This window comes from Sphingopyxis indica (assembly GCF_900188185.1).
In the GTDB taxonomy this organism is placed as follows: domain Bacteria; phylum Pseudomonadota; class Alphaproteobacteria; order Sphingomonadales; family Sphingomonadaceae; genus Sphingopyxis; species Sphingopyxis indica.
The window spans coordinates 138,628-162,314 of the sequence record NZ_FZPA01000009.1 but is presented as its reverse complement, the minus strand read 5'-3'; the positions used below and the strand labels follow the sequence as shown (position 1 = coordinate 162,314).

The window sequence follows — 23,687 nt, the reverse complement described above, 5'->3', positions numbered from 1 at the left end:
CCCAATGGCCCCGATCCGCGGTTTTTCGCGGTAATCGCACATTCCTTATGCCCGCGTAAAGCGCACTTGCCAATGGATGACAGGCCATATATGACAGCCGGTAACGGGGACGCAAAGATTCCCGTTACATTGTGATAGCGCTACCATGGGAGGGGAGTGTGACCAAATTTTCTGCCGAGTCCGGGCTTGATTCGTCGCGGCGCCGGGGTGCGATGCGCGCGGGAGCCTCGATACTCGCGGTGAGCGCCCTGCTCGCCGCCGCCGCGCCTGCCGCGGCCCAGGACGACACCGCCACCGCCGACGAGGCGCCCGCCTCCGACGAAGCGATCGTCGTCACCGGCATCCGCGCCAGCCTCGCCAACGCGCAGGAGATCAAGCGCAACGCCGACACCGTCGTCGACGCGATCACCGCACAGGACATCGGCGCGCTGCCCGACCGTTCGGTCACCGAAGCGCTGCAGCGCGTTCCGGGCATCTCGATCAACCGCTTCGCGGGCACCAACGACCCCGACCATTTCTCGGTCGAGGGCTCGGGCGTCGTCATCCGCGGCCTCAACTTCGTGCGCTCGGAATTCAACGGCCGCGACGCCTTTTCCGCCGGTGTCGGTGGACAGGCGATCAACTTCGCCGACGTGCCGTCCGAACTGCTCGGGTCGGTCGAGGTCTACAAGAACGCCACCGCCGACCTGATCGAGGGCGGCCTTGCCGGCACGGTCAACCTCAACACGCGCAAGCCCTTCGACAATCGCGGCTTCCACGTCGCTTTCTCGGCCGAGGCCAATTACGGCGATTTCCGCAAGGAATGGACGCCGACCGCTTCCTTCCTGATCAGCAACACCTGGGATACCGGCATCGGCACGATCGGCCTGCTCGGCAGCGTGTCCTATTCGCGGATCAAGAGCCGCGCCGACGGCATCCAGGTCACCAATTTCCAGACCCGCGACAATCAGCAGGTCCGCTTCCAGAACGGCAATGGCGTTCTGGTCTGCCGCAATCCCCTGCCCGGCGACAGCGACACGACGACGACGCCTCCGGGTGGCTCGCCCTGTGGCACCGCCGAAACGGCGGGCGCCGACGGGCTCGCCGATCCGCTTGGCGTCGCCTATGCGCCGGTCGGCGGCCAGTATCGCAGCCAGGATTTCGACCGCAAGCGCAACGGCATCGCGCTCGCCGCGCAGTGGGAATCGCTCGACGGCGACACCAAGCTGACCGCGCAATTCCTGCGCTCGCATTCGACCAATGCGTGGGGCGAACATACGTTCGAAACCGCACCCGATTTGTCGGAATATAATACCTATCCGGTCGGATGCCGCCAGAACAGCAACGGCCCGCTATACAACGGCAATGGCACGACGCGCGCCGAATGTCCGGTCGGCAGCTTCACCAACTATCAATATGACGAGAACGGGCTGTTCGAGAGCGGCTATATCACCCTGCCCGGCACCGGCTGGCGCAGCGCGGGTAGCGGCAGCGCCGACAGCTTCGTGCCGACGGGCGGCATGCAGCAGAGCCTGTCGCGCCGCCAGGTCTATGAGCGCAACACGATCGCCGACTATGGGCTGAACCTGCAGCACAAGTTCAGCGATCGCGTCGAGATGGAACTCGACGCCAACTGGACCGATTCGAGCCACGACGTCGACGATATGAGCACCTTCGGCTCGACCTTCGCCGACCAGGAACTCGACATCACCGGCAGCCTGCCGGTGCTGATCTCGCACAAGCCCAATACGCTCAACGCCGACTGGGCGGCGCCGAACCCCGATCTGGTGAATGCGACCGACGAGCAATATTTCGCCGACCAGCGCGTCCAGTTCTGGCGCGCGGCGATGGACCATTTCGAGGAGAGCGACGGGCAGGAATTCGCCTTCCGCGGCGACCTGACCTATCATTTCGACGACGACAGCTTCATCCGCAAGATCAAGACCGGCGCGCGCTATGCCGACCGCGACCAAACGATCCGCTACACCACCTACAACTGGGGTGTGCTCAGCGAGGTCTGGTCGGGAAGCGCGCCGGTGTCGCTCGACCAGGCGGGAGGCGACCAGGCCGAATTCTATACCTTCCCCAACTTCTTCCGCGGCCAGACTCCGGGACCGATCGGCGGCTATTATTATACCGGCGATCTGATCGACGGTTATGACGATGCCGCGGGCTTCCTGACCGGTATCAACGACATCTGGCATACCGAAAATGGTGCCGGCGGCGCGAACGATTGGGAACGCGCGCAGGATCGCCCGCTGACGGTCGAAGGCACGCATTATCTGCCGAGCGAAATCCAGCGCGTGAAGCAGCGCGACTTCAACGCCTATGTCATGCTCAACTTCGAAACGCCGAGCGACAGCGGACTGCGCGCGGCCGGCAATATCGGCGTGCGCTTTGTCGAGACGCGTCTCGCGACGCAGGGTGCGACGCTGATACCGTCGCAATCGGACTTCGGCATCACCGATCCCTATGACGTGCGCTGCGCGCCCAGCATCCCGGCGGGCGCGCCCCCCGGCACGCCCGCGCGCCGACCGGGTGGCGTCTGCAACGGCGGCGCCGAAAATTACGCGCTGCTTCAGCAGTTTGCGGGAACCACCGGCACGGTCGTCCCCAATTCGGCGAAGAATAATTATCGCTATCTGTTGCCAAGCCTGAACCTGCGCTTCGGCGTGACCGACGATCTGCTGTTCCGCCTCGCGATTTCGCGGGTGCTGACGCGGCCCGATACGGCCTATGTCCGGCCCTATCTGACCACCGGCGTCGACGGCAATGGACAGCTCACCGCATCGGTTGGCAACCCTTACCTCAAGCCCGCGACGGCGTGGCAGTTCGATGCGACCGCCGAATATTATTTCTCGCGCGTCGGGTCGATCACCGCGAACATCTTTTTCAAGGATGTGAAGAACTTCTTCTATCAGTCGACGGTCGATCTGCCGATCACCAACAATGGCGTCACCTTCCCCTTCGCGACCCGGGGACCGGCAAATTATGACGGCCACGGCAAGATCAAGGGCTTCGAGCTTGCCTATCAGCAGACGTTCGACTTCCTTCCCGGCTTGTTGAGCGGCTTCGGCGCCAGCGCCAACTACAGCTATATCAAGAGCTCGGGCCTGCCGAACAGCTTCCTCAACACGGGCAGTCCGGTGAACACCTCGACGACCCCGGCGGGGAACCTGCCGCTCGAAGGCCTGTCGAAGCATAATGTCAACGCGACCGCCTTTTACGAAAAGGGCCCGGTGTCGATCCGCGTCGCCTATAACTGGCGCTCGCGCTTCCTGCTCACCGCGGCGGACGTGATCTTCCCCTATACGTCGATCTTCAACGACGACACGGGCCAGCTCGACGCTTCGATCTTCTTCAACATCACCGACAATCTCAAGATCGGCGTGCAGGGCGTGAACCTGACCAACGAGGTCACCAAGACGCTGCAGGCCTATACCAGCGATCCGAAAGCGCTCGTCCCGCGGTCCTATTTCATGAACGACCGGCGCTTCTCCTTCATCCTCCGCGGCAATTTCTAGCACCCTTTCGCAAATTGCCGCCTTCCTGTGCCGCTGCTCGCAAGAGCGGCGGCACCTTGTTTTCGGGGATAACCGGTTTGGGACCAGCTGCCATCGCCGTCTTCGGTTATCGCGGGCTGGGTTCGCCTCGTCGTTCCAAAGTTCAGTAAAGTTCAGCCTTGTGCGGCCGCCGCTGGGTTGTGTTCAGCGATCATGCCGCGCCGACTCCCGCCCGCGTCCGTAAATCGGGCCGTGACCGCCTTTATCCACATATCGAAAGAGCAGGGGCGAAGGCTGACACAGTCGAATGATGTAGGACAGCGGTTTTTTCGCGGCGAATGTCCGGCTTGGGGTCGGGGACGGACGTTCCGGCGGCGGCGTCATAAGGTGATCCCCGGCGATGGCCGGGGTCCAGCGCGCAAGCGCCGCGCCTGACGCATGGACCCCGGCCTTCGCCGGGGATCACCCAAATTATGCAGATAGCCCTTTCGTCATCCCGGACTTGATCCGGGATCCATGGCAGCGCCGAAGTCATGGACCCCGGATCGAGTCCGGGGTGACGAGGATGGAAAGGTCCGCAACCGGTCGGATGCCGCCTTTCCAAATATTTCGCGCAGAGACGCAGAGAACGCAGAGATTTTCACGCTTGCCCTCTGCGTTCTCGGCGTCTCTGCGCGAATCTGGTGATGGCTTGACGGCAGCTTGCGGTCGTTTCCGGACACCTCCATTCCCGTTCGCATCGAGCGCAGTCGAGACACCCATCTCGATGGCGCGACGCCGAGGGGCATCTCGACTGCGCTCGATGCGAACGGGTCAGGATAGGCCAGAACGTCCCCTTACGGTCGAAAAGCCGCCAGACGCCGGGGTGGTCAGCCAGCCGCAGCCAGGCTCGCCGCGATCGCCGCGCGCATCGGCTTCGCCGCATAGGCGTCGTCATAGGGACAGGCGCGCACCTCGCGCCCGTCGTCGCGCGGCGCAAAACCCTGCAGCCAGCTATATTTGTCGACCATCCCCCAGGCGAGAATGTCGCCGAGCTGCTCGTAACCCAGCATCAGGTCGAAATAGCGCCGCGTATAATCGGCGATTTTCGCGTCGCGCACCGCGACGTCGCTGGGGAGCGCCTTGTCCTTGACGTCGAATTCGGTGATCAGCAGCCGGTATCCCATGCCGACGGCCTCGTCGAGAAAGGCGCGCCATTCGCGCTCGCGATAGGGGCCAACGCCGGTCGCGGGATCGAGGCTGAACATTTCGATATGCGACTGGATACCGAGCGCATCGACCGGCGTGCCGCGCTTGCGAAAGCCTTCGAGCAGGCGGAGCACATCGGCGCAATGCTTCGCGTGCGCCGGCTCCCAGCTCATATAGTCGTTATAGACGAGCTCGGCTCCCGGCGCCGCCTCGCGCGCGGTGTGAAAGGCGATGTCGAGCACCGCCTCGGGGCTGCCCATCGCGCGCGACAGGCTCGTTTCGATCGGCGCATTACGGTCGTGGTCGATCGCCTCGTTCACCACGTCCCAGCTCTTGATGATGGCCCCATAACGCGCGGTCACCGTGCGGATATGGGTGGTCAGCAAGCGCTCGGCCTCGGTCGCCGGGTTCGCGCCAAAATCATATTTGTTGAGCCAGCCGGGAAACCATTTGGGCCGATGCCACAGCAGCGTGTGGCCGCGCACCGCAAGACCGCTCGCCTTCGCCCAGCCGACGATGCCGTCCATGGCCGAAAAGTCGAAGCTGTCCGGCGATTTGCGCAGCCACTGCCACTTCATCTCATTCTCGGGGACGACGAGGCCGCATTCGCGCTGCACCAGCGCGGCATAGGCGGGGTTCTGGACCGATCCCGAATCCATGCTCCGCGGATTCCACGCGATCGCGCTGCCGAAGCGGCGGCCGCCTTTACGCGCCAGCGCGTCGAGCGAGGCGGGAGCCGGCGGCGCGGCACGCACGGATGCGGGAAGCGCAGCAAGCGCAGCGAGGCCGCCGAGCGTCTGGCGGCGGGTCGGTTCGATCATCGAAAAGGCTCCGGTTGAAGGGGGGTGAGCGGCGCGGGCTCCATGCGCGGGACGAGCAGTTGGATCGCCGCGAGCGCGATCAGATAAGCGAGCCCGGCATAGAGCAGGATCGGCAGATAGGAACCGGTGAGCTGAAGCGTCCAGCCGGTCGCCTGCGCGATCAATATGCCGCCGATCGCCCCCGCCATGCCGCCCATGCCCGCGACCGTCGCGACCGCGCGGCGCGGATAGAGATCCCCGATCATCGCGAAGATATTCGACGAAAAGGCCTGATGCCCGGCGGTGCCGAGTCCGATCAGCGCGACCGCGACCCCCGCGTTCGGCGCGTTGGTCACGCCGACGAGCGGCAGCGCGCAAAGCGCGGCGACGAGCAAGGTCGTCTTGCGCGCCGCGTTGACGCTCCAGCCGCGATGGATCAGCCGCGACGACAGCCAGCCGCCCGCGACCGAGCCGATGTCGGCGAGCAGATAGACGGCGATGAGCGCCGGGCCGATCGTCGCGAGGATGCCGGTATCGCCCTTCGGAAACAGCTCGAGCCCCTGCGTCTTCGCAAAGAAATCGGGAAGCCAGAAGAGGAAGAGATACCAGACGGGGTCGGTGAAGAATTTGGCGGCGATGAAATACCAGGCCTGGCGCTGGCGGAGCGCCTGCCCCCAGCCGAGCGGCGCGCAATCGGGGTCTTCGCCATCCTGCTCGATATGCGCGCGCTCGGCGGCGGTGAGGCGCGGATGATCGGCGGGGGTGCGATAGAAGCGCAGCCATGCGGCGAGCAGGACGAGGCCGAGCAGCCCGGTGACGAGGAAGGCGGCGCGCCACCCGAAGGCGCCCGCGACCGCGATGCCGACGATCGGCGTCAGCAGCACGCCGACATTGGCCCCGGCGTTGAGGATGCCGACCCCCAGCGCGCGCTCGCGGCGCGGGAACCATTCGGCGACCGACTTGACCGCGCCGGGATAGGCCGCGCTTTCGGCGATGCCGAGCGCGGCGCGCGCGAGGATGAAGTGGAGCACGCTGCGCGCGCCCGCATGAAAGGCGGCGGCGATGCTCCACAGGGCGATCGCGATCGCCAGCCCGCGCCGCGTCCCGACGCGGTCGAGCCAGCGCCCGACGACCAGCAGCCCGACGCCATAACTCGCCTGAAAGGCGGTGACGATATTGCCGTAATCGACCTCGCTCCACCCCATGTCGCTCTCGATCACCGGCTTGAGCACGCCGATCACCTGGCGGTCGACATAGTTGATCGTGATCACGAAAAAGAGCAGCGCGCAGATCGCCCAGCGGAAGCGGCCGGGCGATGGCGCCGGAGCGGCGGCGGGGGCCGCGCTACCAGTCATGCATCGACCCGTCTTCGAGCCGGTTCACCGGCAGATAGGCGCGGCGATAAGGATGCGTTTCCGCCAGCGCCTCGTCGATGTCGACGCCGAGGCCGGGGGCGTCGCCGGGATGCATCATCCCGTCCGCGAAGCGATAGGCGTGCGGAAAGACCGCATCGGTCGCCTCGGTGTGGCGCATATATTCCTGCACCCCGAAATTGGGGATCGAAAGCCCGAAATGGAGCGCCGCGGCCATGCTCACCGGCGACAGGTCGGTGGCGCCATGGCAGCCGGTGCGGATGCGATAAAGGTCGGCGAGCGCGGCGATGCGGCGCAGATGCGTGATCCCGCCGGCGTGGACGACGGTGGCGCGGATATAGTCGATCAGCTGCTCCTCGATCAGCTGCTTCGCGTCCCAGATGCTGTTGAACACCTCGCCGACCGCGATCGGGGTCGTCGTATGCTGGCGGATCAGGCGAAAGCCCTGCTGGTTCTCGGCCGGCACCGGATCCTCGATCCAGAAGGGACGAAAGGGCTCCAGATCCTTGCCGAGCCGCGCCGCCTCGATCGGGGTCAGCCGGTGGTGGACGTCGTGGAGCAGATGGACGTCCCACCCCAGCGCGTCGCGCGCCGCGGCAAAGAGCGGCGCGACGCTCGGCAGATATTTGTGCGTCGCCCACGCGGCTTCGGACGGCAGGTCGGCGTCGGCGGGCTCGTAGAAATAGCGGTCGGACGACACGCCATAGGTCTTGGCGAGGCCCGGAACCCCGGCCTGGAGGCGGATCGCGCGATAGCCCTGCGCGGCATAGTCGCGCGCCGCCTCGATCGTGTCGTCGATCGTCTCGCCATTGGCGTGGCCATAGACCATGCAGCCCTCGCGCGCCGCGCCGCCGAGCAGCTGATAGAGCGGCATCCCGGCACGCTTCGCCTTGATGTCCCACAGCGCCATGTCGACCGCGGCGATCGCGCTCATCGTCACCGGCCCGCGCCGCCAATAGGCGCCGCGATAGAGATATTGCCAGATATCCTCGATGCGGTGCGCGTCGCGGCCGATCAGGCACGGCGCGACATGGTCGGCGAGATAGGAGGCGACCGCAAGCTCGCGCCCGTTGAGCGTCGCGTCGCCCACGCCATAGGTGCCGTCCTCGCAGACGATTTTGAGCGTGACGAAATTGCGCCCCGGCGAACAGGTGATCGTCCGAATATCGGCAATGGTCGAAGCGGGCATGGGCTATCCGATCGTGAAGGCGGCGCGGCGCAGCTCCGCCGAGCTGGCGCCGGCCCCGACCTCGATGCGGCCGGGCTCGACGGTCTCGTGCATCGCGGCGTCCCAGATCGCGAGTTCGCGCGGGCCGAGGGTGAAGGTCAAGCGCTCGCTTTCACCCGGCGCCAGTGTCACGCGGCGAAAACCCTTCAATTCGAGGATCGGCTGGGTCACCGACGCCCCGGTGCGCGTGATATAGAGTTGCACCACCTCGTCGCCCGCGCGATCGCCGATATTCTTTACCTCGACCGCGACCTCGACCACCCCGTCGGGCGCGATGCGGGTGGCCGAGAGGCGCGGCTCCGAAATCTCGAAGCGGGTGTAACTGAGCCCATGGCCAAAGGGGAACAGCGGCGCGGCATCGTCGAACAGATAGCCGCGGCGCGCGCTCGGCTTGCGGTTGTAGAACAGCGGAATCTGCCCCGCGTTGCGCACGACGCTCACCGGCAGCTTGGCGCCCGGATTGACGTCGCCGAGCAAGGCTTCGGCGATCGCGGTGCCCCCCTCCTGCCCCGCATACCAGCATTCGAGGATCGCATCGGCCTTTTCGACGACATTGGGCCAGCTCGGCGGACGGCCGTTGATCGCGCAGACGATCAGCGGCTTGCCGAGCGCCGCGAGCGCATCGACGAGTTCATTCTGTTCGCCGACGATGTCGATGTCGGTGCGATCGCCCAGATGGTTGGCGGCGAAGCCCTCGCGGCTCGTCTGTTCGGTATCGCCGATCGCGAGGATGATGCGGTCGGCGCCGCGCGCGACCTCGACCGCTTCGGCGATCAGCGCGAGATTGCGGTCGCGCGGCGCGAGTTCGACCAGATCGGCCGAGCGATCCTCGCTCGTCGTGATGAACACGCCCTGCGCGGTGACGAAATCGGCCTCGGGCGCGAGCGCGCGCAGCCCGTCGATCAGGCTGACCGCCTGCTTCGGCACGCTCGAATAGCCGCCGAGCCGCGCGATCGCATGATTCGGCCCGATCACCGCGACGCGGCCCATGCGGCGGCGGTCGAGCGGCAGCGCGCCGCCCTTGTTGGTCAGCAGACAGAGCGACTTGCGCGCCGCCTCGAGCGCGAGCGCGCGCGCCTCGGCATTGCCGGTGATCGCGCGCGCCTTCGCCTTGTCGCCATAGGGATTTTCGAACAATCCGGCGCGGAATTTGAAGGTCAGGATGCGCGCGCAGGCGCGGTCGATCAGCGCCATTGGCACCCGCCCCGCCGCGACGCTGTCGGCCAGCGTCGCAAAGGCCTGCCCCTCGGGCAATTCGCTGTCGACCCCGGCTTCGAGCGCGAGGCGCGCCGCCTCGGCCTCGTCGGCGGCCAGATGGTGGAGCGTCGCAAGCTCGTGGACGCCGCCATAATCGCTGACGATCAGCCCGTCGAAGCCCCATTCGCCGCGCAGCACGTCGCCGAGCAGCCATGTGTTCGCGTGGCTCGGCACGCCGTCGATCTCGTTATAGCTCGGCATCACCGCGCCGACCGAGGTGCGGCGGACGACCTCGCGGAAGGGCGGAAAGAAATTCTCGCGCAGCTCGCGCTCCGCAATCGGCGCGGGGCCGATATTATTGCCGCTCTCTGGCTGGCCGTGGCCGGTCATATGCTTGAGCGTAGCGAACACCTTGTCCGGGCCGAGCCGCTCGAACTTGCCCGCGCCTTGCAGCCCTTCGACCGCGGCGACACCCATCTCGGCGCAGAGGAACGGGTCTTCGCCCCAGCATTCCTCGATCCGGCCCCAGCGCGGGTCGCGGACGATGTCGACGACGGGCGAAAGGACCAGCGGCACGCCGCGCGCGCGCACCTCGCGCGCGATCACCGACTGGACGCGCCGCATCAGGTCGGTGTCGAACGTCCCCGCGAGCGCGATCGCCTGCGGAAACATCGTCGCCTCGGTCGCCATATAGCCGTGGAGCGATTCCTCGTGGAGCAGCACCGGAATGCCGAGCCGTATATCCTCCACCGCCCAGCGCTGGAGCGCGTTGATGAAATCGACCGTCTGCTCGGGGGTGCGCCAGCGCGCCGCCGTGCCGCCCGCGGCACCGGTGATGCCGGGCACCCCGCGCTTGTCCGACGGGCGCGTGACATGGCCGATGCCGTCGGGAAAGGCGGCGCTCGCCTTGGCGGGGTCGAAGGCGAGCCCGTCGATCATCGCGCCCTTCGCCGCCCAGGCGGCGCGGATCTGCGCGATCTTCTCCGCCAGGGTCATCCGCGCCATCAGGTCGGCGACGCGCACCGGGATCGGCGCCGCGGCATCCTTGTAGCGCGGCGGCGCGAGCGCGGCGGCGACCGGCGCGCGCGCAAGCGCCAGCGCGCCGAGACTGCCTCCCGCGAGCAGGCGCAGGGCCGCGCGGCGCCTCACGGAGCCACCGCCAGCAGAACCGCTTTGAAACGCCCCGTCATCGCCTCTCCCCAATGTCGGCGGGCTTGACTGCCGCGCCATTTTTGATAGCGCTACCATGATGAATGGGAGAGGGCTTGTCAATCGCCTCGCGGCGGCGCTCCTCGCGCTGACCCTGCTACCGGCGACCGCCGCACATGCCGAGGACGGCTATGCGCTGTGGCTGCGCTATGCGCCGCTCGGCGGCGACGCGCTGGCGCGGCTTCAAGGCTTTGCCCCGCGCGTCGAGCGGGCGAGCGGGACCACTGGCGGCCCGATGCTCGCCGTGGCCGAGGCCGAACTCGCGCGCGGCCTCACGTCGCTCGGCGCACCCGCGAAGACCAAAGGCTCGATCCGGCTCGACTGCCCGCGCGCCGGCGGCGACGGCGACGGGTCTTTCCATATCCGCGCCGTCGATGCGCGCACGCTGGTGATCGCGGGCGCCGACCATCGCGCCTGCCTCTATGGCGCCTTCGCGCTGCTGCGCGAGTTGTCGCTCGGGCGCGATCCGCGCGCGATCGAACTCGACGAGCGGCCGGCGATGCCGCTCAGGATGCTCGACCATTGGGACAATGTCGACGGCAGCGTCGAGCGCGGCTATGCCGGGCGCTCGATCTTCGACTGGTGGCGCCTGCCCGATCACCTCGACCGGCGGCTGATCGACTATGCGCGCGCCAACGCCTCGATCGGCATCGACGCGGTCGCGGTGAACAATGTCAACGCGCCTGCGATCTTCCTCGAGCCGCGCTTCATCGCGAAGCTTCGGCGCATCGCCGATGCGTGGCGGCCCTATGGCATCCGCGTCTTCCTGTCGGCGCGGTTCAGCGCCCCGCGCGACATCGGCGGGCTTGCCACCGCCGACCCGCTCGACCCCGCGGTGCGCCGCTGGTGGAAGGCGAAGGCCGACGAAATTTACGCCGCCATTCCCGACTTCGGCGGCTTTCTGGTCAAGGCCAATTCGGAAGGTCAGCCGGGACCGCAGGATTATGGCCGCAGCCACGCCGACGGCGCGAACATGCTCGCGGCGGCGCTCGGTTCGCGCGGCACCGTGATCTGGCGCGCCTTCGTCTATTCGGCCGAGGATGCGAGCGACCGCGCGAAACAGGCCTATGCCGACTTCGTGCCGCTCGACGGGCAATTTGCGGACAATGTGATCGTGCAGGTCAAGAACGGCCCGATCGACTTCCAGCCGCGCGAACCCTTTCACCCGATCTTCGGCGCGATGCCGAAAACGCGGCTGATGTTCGAGGGACAAATTACCAAGGAATATCTAGGCTTTTCGACCCACCTCGCCTTCCTCGCGCCCTTGTGGAAAGAGGCGCTGGACGCCGACACCGGACGCGGCGGGACAGTCGCCGGCATGGTGCGCCGCGGCGGCATGGCGGGGGTCGCCAATGTCGGGTCGGATCGCAACTGGACCGGCGGCCATTTCGATCAGGCGAACTGGTATGCCTTCGGCCGCCTTGCCTGGAACCCGTCGCTGGCGAGCGAAGCGGTCGCACGCGAATGGGCGGCGCAGACCTTGGGCCGCGACGCGGGCTTCCTCGATGCGGTGACCGCCATGATGCTCGGCAGCCGGCAGGCGGTGGTCGATTATATGACCCCGCTCGGCCTCGCGCATCAGATGGGGACGAATCATCATTACGGCCCTGCGCCGTGGGTGTGCGACCTTGCGCGGCCCGAGTGGAACCCCTGCTATTACAGCCGCGCCGACGCGCACGGAATCGGCTTCGACCGGACGGCGAGCGGCAGCGACGCGCTCGCCCAATATGCGCCCTCGGTCGCGGACGAATGGCGCGATCCAAAAGCGATGGATGAGGATTATCTGTTGTGGTTCCACCATCTGCCGTGGGACTGGCGCACGCGGTCGGGGCGCAGCCTGTGGGCCGAACTCGTCCACCGCTACGACCGCGGCGTCGCGGCGGTCGATGCGATGGCGGCGACGTGGGATGCGCAGCGCAGCCACGTCGATGCCGAGCGTTTCGCCGACGTCGCGGAGGACCTGAAGGTGCAGCAGCGCGAGGCGCGTTGGTGGCGCGACGCCTCGATCGCCTGGTGGCAATCGCTGAACGGGCTGCCGCTGCCCGCAGGTGCCGCGCCGCCCGCGCACGACATCGACCATTATCGCGCGCTCGCCTTCCCCGAAGCGCCGGGAATCTGATGGTGGGAGCGATAACCCAATGCTTGCCCGCCCCTCGCCGCTGGATTAGGAGCCGCACATGACCAGCGACATCAAGGACAGCGCGCGCCGGACGCGCGTGCGCCATCAGGGGCAGCCGACGATCAACGACGTCGCGCGGCTCGCCAACTGCTCGCCGATGACGGTGAGCCGCGTGATCAACAGCAAGGAAAGCGTGCGCGAGGAAACGCGCCAGCAGGTGCTCGCCGCGATCGCCGAACTCAACTACACGCCGAACCGCGCGGCGCGCAGCCTTGCGGGCGGCGAACAATTGCGCGTCGCGCTGCTCTTCGACAACCCGTCCGCCTCCTATCTCAGCGAGTTTCTGATGGGGGCGCTCGCCGAAGCGACGCGCGGCGACGTGCATCTGGTGGTGCAGAGCTGCCCGACGCTCGCCGATGCGCCGCCGATCATGCGCAACCTCGCCGACGGCGGGATTCAGGGCTTCATCCTGCCGCCGCCGCTGTGCGACGACCAGAGCGTGCTCGACCTCGTCAGCGAACTCGGCGCGGTGGCGGTCGCGGTCGGTCCGGGCAAGGCGACAGGAACGCAGGCGTCGGTGATGATCGACGATTTCCAGGCCGCCTATGACATGACCCGGCATATCATCGACCTGGGCCATAAGAGGATCGGCTTCATCATCGGCAACCCGGAACAGGTCGCGAGCCTGCGCCGCCTGAACGGCTATCGCGCCGCGATGGAGGAAGCGGGGCTCGACCTGCCCGCCGAGCTGGTCGTCCAGGGGCGCTTCACCTATCGCTCGGGGCTCGACGGCGCGGAAAAGCTCCTGTCGGTGAAGCCGCGGCCGACCGCGATCTTCGCCTCGAACGACGATATGGCGGCGGCGACGGTCGCGGTCGCGCACCGCCGCCACCTCGACGTGCCGAACGACATCACCGTCTGCGGCTTCGACGACACCGCGATGGCGAGCACGATCTGGCCCGAGTTGACGACGGTGCGCCAGCCGATCCGCGAGATGACCGCCTGGGCGGTGTCGGCGATCGCGACGATCATCCGCAAGAAGCGCGCGGGCGAACGCTTCAAATATGAGCAGAAGACGCTGCCCTACACGCTGGTGCGGCGCGAATCCGATGCGGCGCCCAGCCTTGTGACGCGCGAAGGCATCGAGAAGAAATGACCGAAGCGGCTCCACGTCCCCGGCTGCGCTCGCGCGACTGGTTCGACAATGTGGAGCGAATGGACATGACCGCGCTCTATCTCGAGCGCTTCATGAATTACGGCGTCACCCCCGAGGAATTGCGCTCGGGCAAGCCGATCATCGGCATCGCGCAATCGGGGAGCGACCTTTCCCCCTGCAACCGCATCCACCTCGACCTCGCGAAGCGCACCCGCGACGGCATCCGCGACGCGGGTGGCATCCCGATCGAGTTTCCGGTCCACCCGATCTTCGAGAACTGCCGCCGCCCGACCGCGGCGATCGACCGCAACCTGCTCTACCTCGGGCTCGTCGAGCTTCTGAACGGCTATCCGATCGACGGCGTGGTGCTGACCACCGGCTGCGACAAGACGACGCCGAGCCAGATCATGGCGGCGAGCACCGTCGACATCCCCGCGATCGTGCTCTCGGGCGGGCCGATGCTCGACGGCTGGCACGAAGGCGAGCTCGTCGGGTCGGGCACGGTGATCTGGCGCAGCCGCCGCCTGCTCGCGGCTGGCGAGATCGACGAAGAGGAATTTCTCGATCGCGCATGCAGCAGCGCGCCCTCGGCGGGACATTGCAATTCGATGGGCACCGCTTCGACGATGAATGCGGTCGCCGAGGCGCTGGGCCTGTCGCTGACCGGCTGCGCGGCGATCCCAGCCCCCTATCGCGAGCGCGGCCAATATGCCTATCGCACCGGTCAGCGTATCGTCGAGATGGTCCGCGAGGATCTGCGCCCCTCGCGCATCCTGACCCGCGACGCCTTCCTCAACGCGATCGCGACGGTCAGCGTGATCGGCGGCTCGTCGAACGCGCAGCCGCATATCGTCGCGATGGCGCGCCACGCCGGGGTCGAGCTGGAACCCGAGGTCTGGCAGGATCATGGCTATGACCTGCCCCTGCTCGTCAACATGCAGCCCGCGGGCCGCTATCTCGGCGAGCGCTTCCACCGCGCCGGCGGCGTCCCCGCGGCGATGTGGGAGCTGCTCCGCGCGGGCAAGCTCCGGGGCGAGGCGCTCACCTGCACCGGACGCCGCATGGCGGACAATCTCGACGGCTGCGAAAGCCGCGACCGCGAGATGATCCGCCCCTTCGCCGACCCGCTGATGGAGCGCGCCGGCTTTCTGGTACTCAAAGGCAATTTGTTCGATTTCGCGATCCTCAAGACCTCGGTGATCTCCGACGCCTTTCGCGCGCGCTACCTGTCGCGGCCGGGCCACGAAGGCGTGTTCGAGGCGCGCGCGATCGTCTTCGACGGCTCGGACGATTATCATCACCGGATCAACGACCCCGCGCTCGCCATCGACGACGACTGCATCCTCGTCATCCGCGGCGCCGGGGTGATCGGCTGGCCCGGATCGGCCGAAGTGGTCAATATGCAGCCCCCCGACGCGATGATCCGTGAAGGAAAGATGTGGCTCCCGACGCTCGGCGACGGGCGCCAGTCGGGCACGTCGGACAGCCCCTCGATCCTCAACGCCTCGCCCGAAAGCGCGGCGGGCGGCGGGCTCGCCTGGCTGCGCACCGGCGACATCATCCGCGTCGACCTCAATGCCGGCACCTGCGACGCGCTGGTCGAAGAAGGCGAAATCGAGCGGCGCCTCGCCGAAGAGCCCGCGCCGCCGATTCCGGCAAGCGCAACGCCGTGGGAAGAACTCTACCGCGAAAAGACCGGCCAGCTCGCGGGCGGCGCGGTGATGGACTTCGCGCTCAAATATCGCGGCACCTCGCGCAAGCTGCCGCGGCACAATCACTGAATTTCAGCGGCCATTATTCCTTCGGCATTCGTTTCCCGTCATTGCGAGCGAAGCGAAGCAATCCAGTGCTGCGTAAACCGCTCTGGATTGCTTCGCTTCGCTCGCAATGACGAAACCGGGAATGGAACCGCAAGGGGATCAGTGCGCGAACGTCATCGCTCGATCGCGAGCTCGAACCCCGGCACCGGCAGGCCGCGCCCGTCGTGCAGATTGACCACCGGCGCGTCGGCCCAGGCGTGGCGCACACGCGTCGCGGGCTTGCCGTCGGTCGTTATGCGCATCGTATCGCCCGAAAGCGTTGCGAGCGCCCAGCGGCAACTCTCCTGCGTATCGCCGCACAGCTCGACACCCAGCGGATAGGGCCCGCCATAGGCAACCAGCCCGCCCTCGATCCCGTCGAAGCTCACCGTCACCGCGTCGCCCACCAGCCGCGCGCTCTGCGGCATCGGCATCGGCTGGCCCTCGGCGGCCATGGCGAGCCGCTTTCCGAGTATGTTCTTGTTCGCGGGGTGGATGTCGCTCGGCTCGCCGATGTCGATCGCGCTGACCAGCGCGGCATTGGCATCGGCGGCGACACCGTCGAGCTGGGCCTGACGGATCTCCGCCCATCCCGACGCCGCGGGCTGCGAGAGCAATTTGCCATAGTCGGCGAGCTGCACGATCAGCATCCGCGCCTGCGCGCCGAACTGGCGCCGCCAGCCGGCGAACAGCGCTTGCAGCTTCTTGTCGTAACCGGGGTGCCCGACGTCGCTCTCGCCCTGATACCAGGCGACCCCGGCAAGGCGGATGGGACCGAAGGGCGCGATCATCGCATTATGCATCACGCCGATGCCGGCATTCACGTCCCACGGCGCGCGCGGCGGCTCGCCGGTGACCGCGCCGATCGAATATTGCCAGCCGGTTCCGAGCGGGATGGCCGCCCCCCCGTTGCCCGGCGTGAAGAACAGCCGGTCGGGTCCGGCGAAAAAGCCGCCCGTGTCCCACAAATTGCTCGCCGCGATCAGAATCTCATTGTCGCCGGCGTGCAAATAATCGGCAGGAATGCGATAGGTCCGCTCGACCCCCCAGCCAAAGGTATAGCCGACGGGATGCCCGTTGACGAAGGTCAGGTCGAGGTCGTCGATCGCCCCGATCGACAGGCTTCCGCCCTGCGACGCCTGCTCGGCGGTGAGTGTCACCTTGTTGCGCAGCCACACATTCGCGACCGGCCGGGTGTCGAGCCGGCTCCCCTTCCACGCGTTCCAGAAGGAAATTTCGGGAACCGGCTTCCAGTCGAGCATCGCCGTGTCGGTCCACGGTTCGCGGCCGCCGTCGTGCGTGCGCCACCAGTCGAACCATTGCGGCACGAACGCCTGCGTCGCGGCGAGCGGGTCGCTCGAATAGAGTTTGAGCAGGTCGAGCGCCTTGTCGCCATAGAGCGTCCGCCCGCCCTCGGGAGTCAGCCAGGCGCGCGCCGCGCTGCCGCCCCAGTTCGAATTGATGAGGCCCAGCGGAACGCCGGGGCGATCGGCGCGAAGCTGCTTGCCCATATAGAAGCAGGCAGCGGAAAAGTCGCCGACCGTCTCGCCCGTCGCTGCGGTCCACGCCGCCGGCTCACCAAAGCGCGGCTGCGGCACCGGCGCGGTCACCTTGGGGATCGTCAGCAGCCGGATGCCGTCGTCGGCAGCGCGGTGGCGCTGGTTGAAACTGTCGAGCGCGCGGTCGAACGGCAGTTCCATGTTCGACTGGCCCGAACAGAGCCAGACGTCCCCGACGAGCAGGTCGGATGCCGATGCCCCCTCACCCGCCGCATTGGCGACGCGCAGCGTCAGCGGCGCAGCGCTCGCCTTCCGCGCCGGAAAGGTCGCACGGAAATGGCCGTCGGCGTCGGCGCGCACCGACTGCTTCGCGGTGCCCAAGGTGACGGTCAGCGCTTCCTTCGGCGCCGCGCTGCCCTCGATCGCGATCGGCTGATCGCGCTGGATCACCGCATGGTCGGTCCACACCGGCGCGAGTGCCGGCGCGGCGATGGCGGGGGTCGCAAACAGCGCCGCGGCGGCGAGCAGCGACGCGCGGGTCACGCGAGCTTCACCGGCGGCGGCGCGACTCCCGCGACGGGGGCGTCGAACGCGAGCAGGCTGCCCGCCCACGGCTGCGCCGCCAGTTGCTCGGCGCTCAGGCCTTTTTGCGCCGTCGTGACAAAGATGGTTCGCAAATCCTTCCCTCCAAACGCCAATTTCGTCAGATTCTGCGCGGGCAGCTTGACCGACAGCGTCAGCTCGCCATCGGGCGCGAAGCGCGCGAGATGCCAGCCGTTGTAGAGGCCGGTCCACACATGCCCCTCGGCATCGACCACGGGGCCGTCGGGATAGGCGTCGGCGAAATGCGCCTTCACATCGGCAAAAAGCCGCGCCTCGCCGACCCCTTCGGGGCCGAGGTCGGCGACGAGGATGCGCTGGCCGACAGTGTCGGTGAAATAGATTTTGCTGCCGTCGGCATTCACCGCCGGTCCGTTGGTAATCGAAATGGCCGACGGCCCCGCGGGCACGATCCGGCCGCGATCGAAGACATAAAAGCGTCCCGACGCCGCATTTTCGGCATCGTCCATCGACCCGAACCACACCCGCCCCCACGGATCGGTGCAGGCATCGTTGAGGCGGTTGTGCGCCGGCTCGCCGGGAACCGCCGCCAGCTTTTCGAAACTCCGCGCTTCGGGATCAAAGAGATAGAGACCGTCCTTCAGGCCGCAGAGCAGGTTCCCGTCCTCGGCCGGCAGCGCCCAGCCGATCTGTTCGGGCGCGTCGGCGAAGCTGTTGCTGCCCGTCGCCGGGTCATAATGCCACAGGCGATGGCGCTTGATGTCGACGAACCACAGCACGCCGCGCGCCGCATCCCAGCACGGCCCTTCGCCGAGCAGGCTTTCGGCGTCGAGCAGCCGGCGAACCTCGGGCACGATCACCGCCATCCCGCATCGACCCAATAATTATGCGCGGTGCAAAAGCGCGCGTCGTCGGACGCGAGGAACAGCGCCATGGCGGCGATGTCGGCGGGCTGGATGCGGCCGTTCAGGCATTGCGACGCGACGATCTCGGCCTCGCCCTCGGGCGAATACCAGCGCTTCTGCCGCTCGGTCTGGACGTTGCCGGGAACGATCGCGTTGACGCGGATATTGTCGCGCCCCAGCTCGCGCGCCAGGCTGCGCGTCAGCCCTTCGATCGCGGCCTTCGCGGTCTGATAGACGATCAGGTCCTCCAGCCCCAGATGCCAGCTGATCGACCCCAGGTTGATGATCGACCCGCCGCCGGCGGCCTTCATATGCGGCACCACCGCCTTGGCGGCAAAGAAATGATGCTTCAGGTTCACCGCCATGCGTTCGTCCCAATAGGCGGGCGTTACCTTTTCGAACTCGTGCCGGTCGTCGTTGCCGGCATTGTTGACCAGCACGTCGCAGCCGCCAAGCTCGCCGATCAGCGCTTCGAGGCACGCGGTATAGCCGTCGAGATCGGTGATGTCGCACGGCGCGAAGCGCGGCGGCATCGCCGCGTCGGCGAACCGCGCGACCAGCGCCTCGCTCGCCGCCGTCTGGACGTCGACGAAGGCGACCGCGGCCCCCTGCGCGACGAAACCCTCGACGATCCCCTCGCCGATTCCCGACCCGCCGCCGCTGACAACCACCCGCTTTCCCGACAGGCTCGGGTAGCGGGCGCCGGCCGGCGGCGCGTCTACAAGCAATTCCGCCATGCCGTTCAATCCCCCTGATAGACGGTTTTGATCTGGGTGTAATATTCGACCGCCGCAAATCCCTGCTCGCGCGGGCCATAGCTCGACGAGCGCGTTCCGCCGAAGGGGACGTGGTAATCGACCCCCGCGGTCGGCAGGTTGATCATCACCATACCGGCGCGGACATTCTTGCGAAAGTCGCGGATATGCTTCGCGCTGTTGGTGACGATTCCCGCCGAGAGGCCGAAATCGCCGCGGTTCGCGACCGCGAGCGCCTCGTCATAATCCTTCACCCGGATCGTCGAGACGACGGGACCGAACACCTCTTCATTGTTGATCCGCATGTCGGGTGCGGTGTCGGCGATCACCGTCGGCTGCATATAATAGCCGGGGCTTGCGGCCTCGACGCGGTCGCCGCCCGCCGCGATCCGCCCGCCCTCGCCGCGCGCGACGTCGACATAGCGGAAATTCTGCTCGAGCTGCGCCTCGCTGCTCGCGGGCCCGACCTGCGTGTCGGCGGCGAGCGCGGGGCCGACCTTCAGCGCCCTTGCGCGCTCGGCGAGCGCGGCGACGAAGCGGTCGTGGATGGCATCCTCGACGATCACCCGGCTCGACGCGGTGCAGCGCTGTCCGGTCTGGAAGAAACCGCCGTCGGCGGCGATCGCGACCGCCCTGTCCAGATCGGCATCGGCGAGGACGACGAGCGGATTCTTGCCGCCCATCTCCATCTGCACGCGCTTCTGCTTCGCCATCGCGGCGCTGCCGACCTGCGCGCCCACCGCCTGCGATCCGGTGAAGCTGATCGCCGCGACATCGTCATGGTCGACGAGCGCTCGCCCCACGTCGCCGCGCCCGAGGACGAGGTTGAACACGCCCGGCGGCGCCCCCGCCTCGGCGATGATCTCGGTCAGCGCGGTCGCGATCGCGGGCGTGATGTTCGCGGGCTTGAGCACCACACTGTTGCCAAAGGCGAGCGCGGGCGCGGCTTTCCACGCGGGAATCGCGATCGGGAAATTCCACGGCGTGATCAGCCCGACGACGCCGAGCGGCTCGCGATAGGTCGCGACGTCGAGCCCCGGACGCGTCGATTCGAGCGTCAGCCCGTGCCGCCGCAGCGCCTCTCCCGCGAAATAGCGAAAGATGCGCGCGGCGCGCAGCGTTTCGCCGATCCCCTCGGCGCGCGTCTTGCCTTCCTCGCGCGCCAGCAATTCGCCGATCTCGGCCGAGCGCGCGAACAGCGCTTCGCCGACCTTGTGGAGCAGATCGGCGCGAACCTCGGGCGAGGCCGCGGCCCATCCGGCGAAGGCGTCCGACGCCGCCGCGACCGCGCGGTCGACATCGGCCGCCCCGCCGTCGGGGAAGCGCGCCACGATGTCACCGGTGTCGGAGGGGTTCAGGCTGTCGAGCGAGGCGTCGGCCTTTACCCATTCGCCGCCGATATAATGTCCTAAACTTCGGGTCATAAACTCCTCAAATCCTGTCGATCAATCCGCGCGAGGCGAGATTGCGAATGAAGCCGGCGATGCCCATCTCCCATGCGGGCGCATCGCGCGACGTAGTGACGCTGTTAGTCAGCCGGCCGAGCCGCGGCGCGCTGATGCTCACGCGGTCGCCGACCTTGTGGGTGAATCCCTTGCCCGGCACGTCGCGATCCTGCGTCGGCGCAAAAAGCGTTCCGCAGAACAGCGCGAAGCCGTCGGGGAAATGATGTTCGCTCATCGTCTGGCGCACCAGATCGGCGGGGTCGCGGCTGATCTCGGCCATCTCGTTGGTGCCCTCTAGGCGATAGCCCTCGGGCCCCTCGATCAGCAATTCGACGGTCGCCTGCCGCACGTCGTCGAGCGTGAATCCATCGTCGAAGAGGCGGATGAACGGGCCGATCGCGCACGACGCATTATTGTCCTTCGCCTTCGACAGAAGCAGCGCCGAGCGCCCCTCGAAATCGCGCAGATTGACGTCGTTGCCCAGCGTCGCGCCGACGATCGCGCCCGCCGGATCGACGATCAGGACGACCTCGGGCTCGGGGTTGTTCCACGTCGAATCCGACCGCACGCCGATCTCGGCGCCCGCACCGACGGTCGAGAGCACCGGCGATTTGGAGAAGACCTCGGCATCGGGGCCGATCGCAACCTCCAGATATTGCGACCACATATCTTCGGCGATCAGCGCTTCCTTGAGCGCCGCCGCCGCGTCGCTTCCCGGCACCACCGTGCGGATTGCCGAGCCGACCTTTTCCTCGAGCATCGCGCGAATGTCGCCGGCGCGCGCCGAATCGCCGCGCGCGCGCTCTTCGATCACCCGCTCGATCGCCGACAGCGCAAAGGTCACGCCACACGCCTTCACGCATTGCAGGTCGATCGGCGACAGCAACCGCCACCCCTCGGGAAGCCCGTCCGCGACGGGGCCGAGCTCGCGCCCGCCGGCAAAATGCCTGCGCTCGACCGCGCCGGCGGCCGTCGCCGCCTCTTGGGTCAGATCATAGAGATTTCCGTTTCGAATCAACAGCACGACTGGCCCCTCGGGCGCCATCGCGCGGCCGAGGAACAGCCCCTCGGCATAATCGGCCGGCAAGATTTCGACGAGCCCTTGCTGCATGTCCTGTCCCAAATCTCTTCTCTTGATAGCGCTACCATAGTAAAGGGGGTGACACGAAGCAAGGGTCCAAAACATGGGGAGAGAGAAATGAAAACATGGTCCGTCCGCTGGGCGCTGTCGGTCGCGGTGCTCGCCGCGGCTCCGGCGATGGCGCAGCCCGAGGCGCGGTTCGAGGACGCGCATTATCGCGCCGCCGCCCTTCCCGCGCCTGCGCCGCAGGGCCAGTTCCGCAACCCGGTTCTCCCCGGCTTTCACCCCGACCCGTCGATCGTCCGCGTCGGCGCCGATTTCTATCTGGTCAATTCGACCTTCGCCTGGTTTCCCGGGGTGCCGGTGTTCCACAGCCGCGACCTCGTCAACTGGCGGCTGATCGGCCATGCGATCGACCGCCCCGCGATGCTCGATTTCAAGGGGATCGGCACCAACCGCGGCATCTTCGCGCCCGCGATCAGCTATCACGACGGCCTCTTTTACATCGTCACGACCTGCATCGAATGCGGCGGCAATTTCTATGTCACCGCGCGCGATCCCGCCGGTCCGTGGTCCGATCCGCACTGGCTCGATTTCGACGGCATCGACCCGTCCTTCTTTTTCGACGATGACGGCAGCGCGTGGCTCGTCAACAACGGCCCGCCCGAAGGGACGCCGCGCTACGAAGGGCATCGCGCGATCTGGATCCAGCGCTTCGACGCAAAGGCGGGGACGCTCACCGGTCCGCGCAAGCTGCTCGTCGATGGCGGCGTCCACCCCGAGGACAATCCGATCTGGGCCGAAGGGCCGCATATCTACAAGGCCGGCGGCGCCTATTATCTGACCGCGGCCGAAGGCGGGACCGCCGACCGCCATTCGCAGACCATCTATCGCGCCGCGCGCCCCGATGGCCCCTACACCCCCGGCCCGGTCAACCCGATCCTCACCCAGCGCGACCTGCCCCCGGACCGCCCCGACCGCGTCGAGGCCACCGGCCACGCCGATCTCGTCGAGCTTCCCGACGGCCGCTGGTGGGGCGCGTTTCTGGCGACGCGCCCCTTTGCCGGGCAATCGACCCTGATGGGGCGCGAGACCTTCCTGCTGCCCGTGCGCTGGGCGGACGGCTGGCCGCGCTTCCTCGATCCCGGCGAAGCCATCCCGCCGCTGGTCGAGCGCCCCGCGCTGCCCGCCGACCCGCCGATCGACCGCAGCGCATGGGACGACGCTTTCGACGCCGCGACGCTTTCGCCCGAATGGATTTGGCTGCGCGGCGCCGACCGCGGCGGCTGGTCGAAGCTGGACGGCGGTGCGCTCGTCCTGCAGGCGCGCCCCGACCCTGCCGGAAGCCTTGGCCAGCCCGCCTTCGTCGGCCGCCGCCTGCGCCACCACGACGCCAGCTTCGAGACGCGACTGCGCTTCACGCCCGAGCGCGACGGCGATTTCGCCGGCTTGCTCGCCTATATGGACGAGGCGCATTTCCTCGCTTTCGGGGTCGAGCGGATCGCGGGCCAGCGCAGGATCGTCGCGCGCCGCCGCATTGCCGAGCGCGAGGACGCGCGCGGCGAAATCGTCGCGTCACGGCCGCTCGGCAGCGGCGACGTCGCGCTGCGGCTGACGATCACCGGCGGCAACGCCGCGCTTGCCTGGCGCACCGGCGACGCATGGCAAACCCTCGCGCCCGCGATCGACGTCGAACCGCTCGCGTCGGTCCATGCCGGCCTGTTCACCGGGCTGGTCGTCGGCCCCTATGCGCTGGCGGCAGCGCGCTGATCCGACGTGCAGTGACGGGGAGCAGAACCATCCGCACGATGGCGAAGCGGCCCAGCGCAGCGCTCGCCAGCGCGTGGCCATCTTTGACCAAACAAGCTGTGTGCTCCCGCGAAGGCGGGA

General features: G+C 67.5%; 14 protein-coding genes. 5 read left to right on the top strand and 9 right to left on the bottom strand.

The genetic code is table 11. The annotated features are described in order from the left end of the window. The first annotated feature begins 158 nt into the window (after positions 1 to 158). Positions 159 to 3,503: a TonB-dependent receptor gene (locus CHB69_RS13160; RefSeq protein ID WP_342746779.1), complete on the top strand. Its 3,345-nt coding sequence runs from the start codon at positions 159 to 161 to the stop codon at positions 3,501 to 3,503. Between the two features lie 848 nt (positions 3,504 to 4,351). Here CHB69_RS13160 and CHB69_RS13155 read toward each other — a convergent pair. From CHB69_RS13155 to CHB69_RS13140, 4 genes are read right to left on the bottom strand one after another with little or no spacing between them, the layout of a single operon-like run. After that, positions 4,352 to 5,491: an endo-1,4-beta-xylanase gene (locus CHB69_RS13155; RefSeq protein ID WP_089216455.1), complete on the bottom strand. Its 1,140-nt coding sequence runs from the start codon at positions 5,489 to 5,491 to the stop codon at positions 4,352 to 4,354. Continuing rightward, complete coding sequence (locus CHB69_RS13150; protein WP_089216454.1) at positions 5,488 to 6,825, bottom strand: MFS transporter; 1,338 nt, start codon at positions 6,823 to 6,825, stop codon at positions 5,488 to 5,490. The genes CHB69_RS13155 and CHB69_RS13150 overlap by 4 nt, the downstream gene beginning before the upstream one ends. Beyond that, on the bottom strand, positions 6,815 to 8,032 hold the full coding sequence (gene manD / locus CHB69_RS13145) for a D-mannonate dehydratase ManD (protein WP_089216453.1): 1,218 nt from the start codon (positions 8,030 to 8,032) through the stop codon (positions 6,815 to 6,817). Before manD ends, CHB69_RS13150 begins: the two co-directional genes overlap by 11 nt. Positions 8,033 to 8,035: 3 nt before the next feature. Next, complete coding sequence (locus CHB69_RS13140; RefSeq protein WP_245836777.1) at positions 8,036 to 10,417, bottom strand: glycoside hydrolase family 3 N-terminal domain-containing protein; 2,382 nt, start codon at positions 10,415 to 10,417, stop codon at positions 8,036 to 8,038. A 97-nt stretch (positions 10,418 to 10,514) separates the two neighbouring features. On the opposite strand from CHB69_RS13140, the gene CHB69_RS13135 reads away from it, so the two are divergent. The 3 genes from CHB69_RS13135 to CHB69_RS13125 are packed head-to-tail and all read left to right on the top strand — an operon-like array spanning position 10,515 to position 15,533. Further along, the gene (locus tag CHB69_RS13135; protein WP_089216451.1) at positions 10,515 to 12,596 is read left to right on the top strand and encodes an alpha-glucuronidase; all 2,082 of its coding nucleotides are present in this window, start codon (positions 10,515 to 10,517) and stop codon (positions 12,594 to 12,596) included. 58 nt (positions 12,597 to 12,654) lie between these two features. After that, the gene (locus CHB69_RS13130) at positions 12,655 to 13,752 is read left to right on the top strand and encodes a LacI family DNA-binding transcriptional regulator (RefSeq protein ID WP_089216450.1); all 1,098 of its coding nucleotides are present in this window, start codon (positions 12,655 to 12,657) and stop codon (positions 13,750 to 13,752) included. Next, positions 13,749 to 15,533 carry an IlvD/Edd family dehydratase gene (locus CHB69_RS13125; protein ID WP_089216449.1) on the top strand — a complete coding sequence of 595 codons (1,785 nt, stop codon included), beginning with the start codon at positions 13,749 to 13,751 and terminating at the stop codon, positions 15,531 to 15,533. Before CHB69_RS13130 ends, CHB69_RS13125 begins: the two co-directional genes overlap by 4 nt. A 152-nt stretch (positions 15,534 to 15,685) precedes the next feature. On the opposite strand, the gene CHB69_RS13120 is transcribed toward CHB69_RS13125, so the two are convergent. Genes CHB69_RS13120 through CHB69_RS13100 form a run of 5 tightly spaced genes read right to left on the bottom strand, consistent with a single transcriptional unit; the run spans position 15,686 to position 21,827 of the window. Next, positions 15,686 to 17,593 (bottom strand): sialate O-acetylesterase, encoded by a 1,908-nt coding sequence (locus tag CHB69_RS13120; RefSeq protein ID WP_245836776.1) that lies wholly within the window; start codon positions 17,591 to 17,593, stop codon positions 15,686 to 15,688. Next, positions 17,590 to 18,477: an SMP-30/gluconolactonase/LRE family protein gene (locus CHB69_RS13115; protein WP_170935555.1), complete on the bottom strand. Its 888-nt coding sequence runs from the start codon at positions 18,475 to 18,477 to the stop codon at positions 17,590 to 17,592. The genes CHB69_RS13120 and CHB69_RS13115 overlap by 4 nt, the downstream gene beginning before the upstream one ends. Then, the gene (xylB, locus tag CHB69_RS13110) at positions 18,468 to 19,253 is read right to left on the bottom strand and encodes a D-xylose 1-dehydrogenase (protein WP_089216448.1); all 786 of its coding nucleotides are present in this window, start codon (positions 19,251 to 19,253) and stop codon (positions 18,468 to 18,470) included. Before xylB ends, CHB69_RS13115 begins: the two co-directional genes overlap by 10 nt. A 5-nt stretch (positions 19,254 to 19,258) precedes the next feature. Continuing rightward, positions 19,259 to 20,695 (bottom strand): aldehyde dehydrogenase family protein, encoded by a 1,437-nt coding sequence (locus tag CHB69_RS13105; protein WP_089216447.1) that lies wholly within the window; start codon positions 20,693 to 20,695, stop codon positions 19,259 to 19,261. A 7-nt stretch (positions 20,696 to 20,702) separates the two neighbouring features. Next, positions 20,703 to 21,827, bottom strand: coding sequence for a fumarylacetoacetate hydrolase family protein (locus CHB69_RS13100; protein ID WP_089216446.1), 1,125 nt, complete (start codon positions 21,825 to 21,827; stop codon positions 20,703 to 20,705). Between the two features lie 87 nt (positions 21,828 to 21,914). Between CHB69_RS13100 and CHB69_RS13095 the strand changes: the two genes are divergently transcribed. After that, positions 21,915 to 23,567, top strand: a complete 1,653-nt coding sequence (locus CHB69_RS13095; RefSeq protein WP_089216445.1) for a glycoside hydrolase family 43 protein — start codon at positions 21,915 to 21,917, stop codon at positions 23,565 to 23,567. Positions 23,568 to 23,687 lie beyond the last annotated feature (120 nt).